Consider the following 10,027-nt stretch of genomic DNA (forward strand, 5'->3'; position numbering starts at 1 on the left):
CCGCACTCTTGCCCGACACCACCCACACCAGCACCCCAGCACCAGGCAGCAGCCCCACCGACGCCACAGGATCCACTTCCGGCGCACTCTCCACGATCACGTGCGCATTCGTCCCACTGACCCCGAAGGACGAGACCCCCGCCCTGCGGGGACGCTGACCGCGCGGCCATTCGACCTGCTCGGTCAGCAACCGCACGCCATCCGACGACCAATCCACGTGCGGCGTCGGCTCGGTGACGTGCAACGTGCGAGGGAGCACGCCGTGCCGCAGGGCCATGACCATCTTGATCACGCCGGCCACCCCCGCGGCCGCCTGCGTATGACCGATGTTCGACTTCACCGAACCCAGCCACAGCGGCCGATCCGCCGGACGCATCCGGCCATAGGTGGCCAGCAACGCCTGGGCCTCGATCGGATCACCCAACGTGGTACCCGTACCGTGCGCCTCCACCACATCGACATCCCGGCCATCCAACAGCGCATCGGCCAGCGCCTGCTGAATCACCCGCTCCTGCGCCGGACCGCTCGGAGCCGTCATCCCATTGCTCGCGCCATCCTGATTGACCGCGGTCCCCCGGATCACCGCCAGAATCCGCCGACCGTTACGCCGAGCCTCCGACAACCGCTCCAGCACCAGCACCCCCACCCCCTCAGCCCACGCCGCCCCATCAGCCGAAGCCGAGAACGACTTGCACCGCCCATCAGGAGCGAGGGCACGCTGGCGGGAGAACTCCACGAACGGAACCGGTGACGACATGACCGTCACGCCCCCGGCCAGCGCCAGTGTGCACTCGCCGCTCCGTAGCGCCTGGACCGCGAGGTGCAGCGCGACCAGCGAGGACGAGCAGGCCGTGTCCACCGTGAGCGACGGCCCCTCCAGGCCGAAGGTGTAGGAGACCCGGCCGGAGAGCACGCTGGGAGCGCTGGAGGTGAACAGGGTGCCTTCGACGGACTCGGGCGCCCGGTCGAGGAAGCGGGTGGAGTAGTAGTCGTACATGTTGCCGGCGTAGACGCCCGTGCGGGTGCCGCGCAGCGTGCCAGGTTCGATCTCGGCCCGCTCCAGGGCGTCCCAGCAGGTCTCCAGGAACAACCGGTGCTGCGGATCAGTGGCCAGCGCACTACGCGGACTCATCCCGAAGAACCCCGCATCGAAGTCACCCGCGTCATACAGGAAACCCCCATGCCGCGTGTACGACTTCCCCACCGCCTCCGGATCCGGGTCGTACAGACCCTCCACATCCCAGCCACGGTCTACCGGGAACTCACCAATCGCATCCCGCCCCGAGGCGACCAGCCCCCACAACTCCTCCGGACTGCCCACCCCACCCGGATAACGACACGCCATCCCGACAATCGCCACCGGCTCATGCCGACGACCCTCATCCTCAGCCAACCGCTGCCGGGTCTCCGCCAGCTCGACGGTCGCGCGCCTGAGGTAGTCGCGGAGCTTGTCCTCGGTCCTCATCGGTCAGCCTTCCAGTCACAGTTCGTTGTCGATGAGGGCGAAGATCTCCTCGTCAGAGGCGGAGTCGATCTTCTCCATCACGGTGTCGTCGGGGGCGCCCTGGGACGGGCCGAACATGGCCAGGCCGCTCTGCAGCACCGCGACGAGCTTGCTGCGGATGGCCTCGCCGTCGTCCTTGGCGCTGGTGAGCATGGACCCCACGCGTTCGAGGGCGCCGCGCAGGGTCTCCTCGGGTGAGGGCGTGGCCGGGGCCAGCGTGCTGAACAGGTACTCGGCGAGCGAGCTGACCGTGGGATGGTCGAACACGAGCGTGGCGGGCAGCCGCAGCCCGGTGTCGGCGTTGAGCCGGTTGCGCAGTTCGACGGCGGTCAGGGAGTCGAAGCCGAGCTGGGTGAACGCCCGATCGACGCTGATCTTCTCGGCGCTGGCGTGCGCGAGGACGACGGCGACGTGGCCGCGTACCCGGTCGGTGAGCAGGCGCAGTCCCTCTTCCTTGGTCAGCTCGGCCAGCCGGGCCATCAGCGAGGTCAGGCTCTCGGCCTGCGCGCCGCCCGCGGCCCGCCGGGGCGCGCGGACCAGTCCGCGCAGCATGGGCGGCAGATCACCGCTCTCAGCCCTGGTACGCAGCCCGGCACTGTCCCAGCGGGCCGCCACCATCACCGGCTCGGCACTGACCAAAGCCGCGTCGAACAGCTCCAAACCCTGCTCCACGCTCAGCGGGGCGATGCCCGCCCGAGCCAGCCTGGCCACATCCGCCCGGCTCAACTCCCCGGTCATGCCGGACTCGGCGTCCCACAACCCCCAGCCCACCGAGACCGCAGGCAGCCCCAGCTCCCGGCGGTGCGTGGCCAGCGCATCGAGGAACGCATTGGCCGCGGCGTAGTTGCCCTGCCCGGCATTGCCCAGCACGCCCGCCAGGGAAGAGAACAGCACGAACGTCGACAGCGGCCGATCACGGGTCAGCTCATGCAGATGCCAGGCCGCATCCGCCTTCGGCCCCAGCACCGACGCCACCCGATCCGGAGTCAGATCCTCCACCAGAGCGTCGTCCAGGATTCCCGCCGCATGCACCACCCCGGCCAGCGCGGGCACCGAGGCCAGCACCGACGCCAGGGCCTCGCGGTCGGAGACGTCGCATGCCGTCACAGTGACGTGCGCGCCCAACTCCTCCAGCTCGGCCACCAGGTCCGCCACGCCGGGCGCTGCCGGACCACGCCGCGACACCAGCAGCAGGTCACGTACCCCGTGCCGCGCCACCAGGTGCCGCGCCACCAAAGCGCCGAGGCCGCCGGTGCCGCCAGTCACCAGCACCGTCCCAGCGCCAAGGCCGCCCGTCCTGGCTAGGTCCGTCGAGGGCTCGGCCTTGCGGCGGGCCAGGCGGGGCACGAGGAGCTTGCCTTCGCGTACCCGTACCTGGGGCTCGCCCACGGCCGCGATCCGGCCCCAGTCGGTGTAGCCGTCCTCGGCCTCGGCCAGCACGAACCGGCCGGGCTGCTCCGACTGCGCCGACCGCACCAGACCCCACACCGCCGCGCCCGCCAGGTCACCCGGCCGCGTGACGAACATCAGCCGGGACTCGGCCAGGCGCGGGTCCTGGCCGGCGTCCAGCACCTGCGCGGTGAGTTGCCGCAGGGCGGCGGGCACGTTCCCCTGCCCGCTCACGCACGGGATCACGACCGCCTCCGCGTCGCCGGGCTCGGCGGCCGCTTCTACCCAGTCCACCGCGTACGAGGCCAACCCGGTGGAGCCGCCGAGCGCGCCGGACGGCAGCGGCCGCGTCCGTACCGAGGCCAGTGAGAACGCCAGCCGTCCCGAGGAGTCGGCGGCCTCGATGGCGCACCCGTCGTCGCCGACCTTGGCCAGCCGCACTCGGAGCGTCCTGGCCTCGGTGGCGAGCAGCCTGACCCCGCGCAGCTCGAACGGCAGGCGCAGGCCCTCGGCGTCGCCGGCGACCAGCAGCGGGTGGAACATGGCGTCCAGCAGCGCCGGATGGATGGCGTGCCCGGTCACGTCCACCTCATCGGGCAGCGACACGTCGGCGAACAGTTCCTCGCCCCGCCGCCACACGGCGCGCAGCCCCTGGAAGGTGGGCCCGTACTCGTAGCCCTGCTCGGCCAGGCGCTCGTACCCGCCCGCGATGTCCACCGGCGTGGCCTCGGCGGGCGGCCAGGCGGCGGCCCAATCGGGGCGGGCGTCGCCGTCCCGGTCCTCGGCGACGGCGCCGGACAGGTGGCGGGTCCAGCCGGCCTCGTGGTCGTCGGCCGGGCGGGAGTGGATCCGTACCGGTCGCGAGCCGGAGTCGTCCGGCGGCTCGACGACGACCTGGACGGCCACCCCGCCGCGGGCCGGCAGGACCAGCGGGGCCTCGAACATCAGCTCTTCGACCAGGCCGTGCCCGGCCCGCGTACCGGCTTCCAGGACCAGGTCGGCCAGTGCGGCGCCGGGCAGTACGACGGCTCCGGCCACCGCGTGGTCGGCCAGCCAGGGGGCGTCGGCGATCGACAGGCGGCCGGTGAGCACGGTCGGGCCGTTGCCGGCCAGGTCGACCGCCGCGCCGAGCAGCGGGTGATCGACGTCGTGCAGGCCGGTGGCGGACAGGTCGGACCCTCTGGCGGGCGCGCCGAGCCAGTAGCGTTCGCGTTCGTAGGCGTAGGTCGGCAGGTCGAGGGGGTGGCCGTGGCGGGACAGCGCCGCCCAGTCCACGTTCGCCCCAGCGGTCCAGGCCCCGGCGAGGCAGGCGGCCAGCGCGTCGGGCTCGTCGCGGTCCCGGCGGTGCAGGGAGAGGATCGTGGCGTCCTCGCCGGTGACGCAGTCGTGGGTCATGCCGGAGAGCACGGCCTGTGGCCCCACCTCCAGGAAGACGCCGACGCCGCTCTCCTCCAGCCTGCCGACTGCCGGGTGGAACATGACGGGCTGCCTGATCTGCTCCAGCCAGTAGCCGGGGCTGGTCCACGCGCCGGGGATGCCGGTGACGGACGGGACGCGCCGCTGCCCGAACGTCACGCTCTCCAGCTCGACGGCGAACGCGCCGAGCATCGGCTCCATGAGCGGTGAGTGGAAGGCGTGGCTGACCGCCAACCTGCGGGTACGCCTGCCGAGCCGCTGCCAGTGGTCGGCCACGGCCAGGCAGGGCTCCTCGGCCCCGGAGAGGACCACGCTGGTGGGGCCGTTGACGGCGGCGATCCCAACGTGGTCCGCCAGCCCGGCGAGGGTGGGCGCGACCTCGTCGGCGGTGGCGGCCACGGCGACCATCGCGCCCGGCGCGCACAGCTCCCGCATGAGCCGGCCGCGGGCGGCGATCAGGCGGGCCGCGTCGGGGAGCGACCAGATCCCGGCCACGTACGCGGCGGCGAACTCGCCCACCGAGTGCCCGGCGAGCACCGAGGGCGTCAGGCCCAGCGACTCCAGCAGCCGGCACGCGGCCACCTCGAAGGCGAACAGCGCGGGCTGGGTGTAGGCGGTGTCGTTCAGCAGCGCCGACTCGGGGGTGCCGGGCTCGGCCCACATCACGTCGCGGAGCGGCCGGTCGAGGTGTGGGTCGAGCGCCGCGCACACCTCGTCGAGCGCGGCGGCGAACACCGGCGCGGCGGCGGCCAGCCCGCGTCCCATGCCGGGCCGCTGGCCGCCCTGGCCGGTGAAGAGGAAGGCCACGCGGGGCTGAGCGCCGCCGGCGCCCTCGACCACATCGGCCACGGACTCGCCCCGCAGGTACCGGGCGAGGTTGTCGGTCAGGGCCGCGCGGTCGTGGCCGAGCACTACGGCGCGGTGCGGCAGGACCGGGCGCTTGGCCAGGGAGTACGCCACGTCAACCGGGTCGTGTCCCTCGCTGACGAACTGGTGCAGCCGCCCGGCCTGGGCCGCCAGCGACTGGGGGCCGCGGGCGCTGATCGTCCACGCGAGCGGGCCGGTGAAGGCGGGGGCGACCGGCGGCTCGGGGGCGGGGACGAACTCCTCGACGATCGCGTGCGCGTTGGTGCCGCTGATGCCGAAGGAGGATACGCCGGCCCGGCGGGGTTGCTCGCCGCGCGGCCATTCGACCCGCTCGGTCAGCAGCCGCACGTTGCCCGCCGACCAGTCGACGTGCGGGGTGGGCTCGGTGACGTGCAACGTGCGAGGGAGCACGCCGTGCCGCAGGGCCATCACCATCTTGATCACGCCGGCCACCCCCGCGGCCGCCTGCGTATGACCGATGTTCGACTTCACCGAACCCAGCCACAGCGGCCGATCCGCCGGACGCATCCGGCCATAGGTGGCCAGCAACGCCTGGGCCTCGATCGGATCACCCAACGTGGTACCCGTACCGTGCGCCTCCACCACATCGACATCCCGGCCATCCAACAGCGCATCGGCCAGCGCCTGCTGAATCACCCGCTCCTGCGCCGGACCGCTCGGAGCCGTCATCCCATTGCTCGCGCCATCCTGATTGACCGCGGTCCCCCGGATCACCGCCAGAATCCGCCGACCGTTACGCCGAGCCTCCGACAACCGCTCCAGCACCAGCACCCCCACCCCCTCAGCCCACGCCGCCCCATCAGCCGAAGCCGAGAACGACTTGCACCGCCCATCGGGAGCGAGGCCGCGCTGGCGGGAGAACTCGATGAAGGCGTCCGGTGAGGCGATCACGGTGACGCCGCCCGCCATCGCGAGCGAACACTCGCCGCGCCGCAGTGCCTGGACCGCGAGGTGCAGCGCGACCAGCGAGGACGAGCAGGCCGTGTCCACCGTGAGCGACGGCCCCTCCAGGCCGAAGGTGTAGGAGACCCGGCCAGAGAGCACGCTCGGCGTGCTGGAGGAGAGCAGCGTCCCCTCCACGGCCGGGGGCACCGCTCCGTGCATGAACCGTGATGAGTAGTCGTTGAACATGTTCCCGGCGTAGACGCCGACGTGGTCGCCGCGCAGGTTCGCGGGGTCCATTCCGGCCCGCTCCAGGGCGTCCCAGCACGTCTCCAGGAACAACCGGTGCTGCGGATCGGTCGCCAGCGCACTACGCGGACTCATCCCGAAGAACCCCGCATCGAAGTCACCCGCGTCATACAGGAAACCCCCATGCCGCGTGTACGACTTCCCCACCGCCTCCGGATCCGGGTCGTACAGACCCTCCACATCCCAACCCCGATCCCCCGGAAACTCACCAATCGCATCCCGCCCCGAGGCGACCAGCCCCCACAACTCCTCAGGACTGCCCACCCCACCCGGATAACGACACGCCATCCCGACAATCGCCACCGGCTCATGCCGACGACCCTCATCCTCAGCCAACCGCTGCCGGGTCTCCGCCAGCTCGACGGCGACCCGCTTCAGGTATTCGCGGAGCTTGTCCTCATTCGCCATGGCGGGGCCTTTCCTCCGAGGTTCTCAAGGGGGATGTCATGGCTCGGTTGTCGATCAACGCGAAGATCTCCTCGTCCGATGCGGACACGATCTCCTCCGCGGCCCCGTTGGAGCCGTTCTGGGCGGTGGCCGAGGTGGCCGCCGCGGTGGCGCCGATCCTGGCCAGGGCGCTCTGCAGGATGGCGACGAACTGGGGGCGGACGGCGTCGGCCTGGCCGTTGGCGGCCAGCAGCGCCGCCTCGGCCTGGTCCACCGCCGCGCGCAGCGCGTCCTCGGGCGAAGGCCCGTCGGGGGCCAGCGAGTTGAACAGGTACTCGGCCAGCGACGTGACTGTGGGGTGGTCGAAGACGAGCGTGGCGGGCAGCCGCAGGCCGGTGTCGGTGTTGAGCCGGTTGCGGAGTTCGACGGCGGTCAGGGAGTCGAAGCCGAGCTCGTTGAAGGCCCGGTCCATGTCCACCTGGTCGGGGCTGGGGTGGGCGAGCACGGCGGCCACGTGGCCGCGTACGAGCTGGGTGAGATGAGCGCGCGCGTCCGCCTCGGCCATCACCGCCAGCCGCTCGGACAGCTCCGGCCCGGCCACCGGTCCTGTGCTTACCTGGCTCGACGCGACCCGGCGCGGCGCGCGGACCAGTCCGCGCAGCATCGGTGGCAGAGCACCGTTCTCAGCCCTGGTACGCAACCCCGCACCGTCCCAGCGCGCGGCCACCATGACCGGCTCGGTACTGACCAGGGCGGCGTCGAACAACTCCAAGCCCTGCTCGACACTCAGCGGGGCGATGCCCGCCCGAGCGAGCCTGGCGATGTCGGCGTGGCTGAGCCCGCCGGTCATGTCCGAGTCGGTGTCCCAGAGACCCCAGGCCACCGAGACCGCGGGCAGCTCCCGCGTGTGGCGGTGGGTTGCCAGCGCATCGAGGAACGCATTGGCCGCCGCGTAGTTGCCCTGCCCGGCATTGCCCAGCACACCGGCCACCGAGGAGAACAACACGAACATCGACAGCGGCCGATCACGGGTCAGCTCATGCAGATGCCAGGCCGCATCCGCCTTCGGCCCCAGCACCGACGCCACCCGATCCGGAGTCAAGTCCTGCACCAACGCGTCATCCAGCACCCCGGCCGCATGCACCACCCCGGCCAGTGCGGGCACCGAGGCCAGCACGGAGGCCAGCGCCTGCCGGTCGGAGACATCGCAGGCCGTCACGGTGACATGCACGCCCAGCTCTTCCAGCTCGGCCACCAGCGCCGCCGTGCCCGGGGCTGCCGGGCCCCGCCGCGACACCAGCAGCAGATCGCGTACCCCGTGCCGGCGCACCAAGTGCCCGGCGACCAAAGCGCCGAGGCCACCCGTGCCGCCCGTCACCAGCACCGTCCCTGACACGTCCGTCGAGGGCTCGGTGACGGCCTCGCGACGCGCCAGCCTGGGCGTCAACAGGGCGTCCTGCCTGGCCACGAGCTGGGTCTCGCCTGCCGCGACCGCGGCGGCCACCCGGCTCCAGTCCGAGAAGCCCTCCGTCACCTCGGCCAGCGCGAACCGGCCGGGATGCTCCGACTGCGCCGACCGCACCAGACCCCACACTGCCGCGCCCGCCAGGTCACCCGGCCGCGTGACGAACACCAGCCGCGAGTTCGCGAACCGCTCGTCGCCGAGCCAGCCCTGCACCAGGTCGAGCACCTGGTGCAGACCGTCGTGAGCCGAGTACGGCAGGTCGTCGGGGTCCGCCTGGCAGGGTGCCAGCACCAGGCCGGGGATCTCGCTCGCGCTCATGTCGGCCAGGGAGACGAGGTCGTAGTAGCGCGGCGCGGGGATCCCCGCCGCCGTCAGCTCCGCCTCGATCTCGTCGGCGAGTGTGTCGAATCCGACCACCGCCCATCGCTGCCCGGCCGTGGCCGGCGCGGCCGCCTCGGTCCATTCGACGGCGTAGGACGTGGCTCCGGTGGAGGCGCGGGAGATGTTCCTCGGGGTCTTGCGCATGGCCAGCGTCTCGACGCCGGCGATCCACTCGCCCGCTCCGTCGAAGATGGCCAGCGAGATCCGGTCGTCGCCCTGGTGGCTGATGCGTACCCGTAGGGTGTCGGCCCCGAGCGCGGCCACCCGAACCCCGTTCCACGAGAACGGCAGCAGCAGGGCGTCCCCATCGTCGGCCGACTCGGACACCACCAGGTGCAGCGCCGCGTCCAGCAGTGCGGGGTGCAGCGTGAATCGGTCGGCGTCCGCGCGTACCGGCTCGGGCAGCGCGACCTCGGCGTAGGCGTGGCCGTCCGCGCGCCAGGCGGCCCGCAGGCCCTGGAAGGCGGGGCCGTACTCGTAGCCGCGCTCGGCGAGCCGTTCGTACAGGTCGTCCGGGTCGATCGCGGTCCCCTCGGGAGGCCAGGACGCCAGCCGCTCGTGAGCAGCCGCCGGAGCCGTCCCGAGCAGTCCGTTCGCGTGCCGGGCCCAGGGGGCGTCCGCCGCCTGCCGAGCGTGCACGCTCACCGTGCGGCGGCCCTGCTCGTCCGGCCCGCCCACCGTCACCTGCACCTGTACGGCGCCCGACGGGGGCAGGATCAGCGGCGCCTCCAGCGTCAGGTCCTCGACCAGGTCGCACCCGGCCCTGGCGGCGGCCTCCAGCGCGAGTTCGGCGAACGCCGTGCCGGGCAGCAGCACGACACCGTCCACGGAGTGGTCGGCCAGCCATGGGTTCGTGGCCAGGGACAACCGCCCGGTCAGCAGGAACCCGTCGTCAGCGGCCAGCGGCACAGCCTGGTCAAGCAGCGGGTGCCGGGACGAGCCTGGGGCATTGGTTCCGGCGTCGAGCCAGTAGCGGTTTCGCTGGAAGGCGTAGGTAGGAGGCTGACCGGCCGGACCCGGCCCGGTCCCCAACACCAGCGGCCACGCCACCGGCGCACCCAGCACCCACGCCTGCGCCAGCGAAGTCAACATCCGGCGCGGGCCGCCCTCACCCCGCCGCAACGACCCACACACCCCGGCCGACCCGCAACTGTCCGCCACATCCCCCACCAACACCGGATGCGGACTCACCTCGACGAACACCGCCCTGCCCACCGCCGCAGCGGCAGCCCGCACCGTCTGCTCGAACAACACCGGCCGGCACAAGTTGTCCACCCAATACCGGCCCGACAACCCCGCCCCATCCAGCAGATCGCCGACCACCGAAGAGCAGAACGCGACCTCACTATCTGCGGGTTGCACGCCGGCCAGCGCCGTTTCCAGCTCCGCAGCCAGCACCCGCATGT

3 protein-coding genes are annotated in these 10,027 nt (G+C 72.3%); all 3 read right to left on the minus strand.

Annotated elements, in window-relative coordinates; translation table 11 throughout:
* Positions 1-1,465: type I polyketide synthase (locus ACFLIM_RS49645; protein WP_393177830.1), on the minus strand; the 1,465-nt coding region annotated here is incomplete at its 3' end.
* A 15-nt stretch (positions 1,466-1,480) separates the two neighbouring features.
* Positions 1,481-6,796, minus strand: coding sequence for a type I polyketide synthase (locus ACFLIM_RS49650; protein WP_393177832.1), 5,316 nt, complete (start codon positions 6,794-6,796; stop codon positions 1,481-1,483).
* On the minus strand, positions 6,786-10,027 hold a 3,242-nt coding region (locus ACFLIM_RS49655; protein ID WP_393177834.1), incomplete at its 5' end, for a type I polyketide synthase. The genes ACFLIM_RS49650 and ACFLIM_RS49655, both read right to left, overlap by 11 nt.

Source organism: Nonomuraea marmarensis (genome assembly GCF_043197025.1).
GTDB lineage: Bacteria > Actinomycetota > Actinomycetes > Streptosporangiales > Streptosporangiaceae > Nonomuraea > Nonomuraea marmarensis.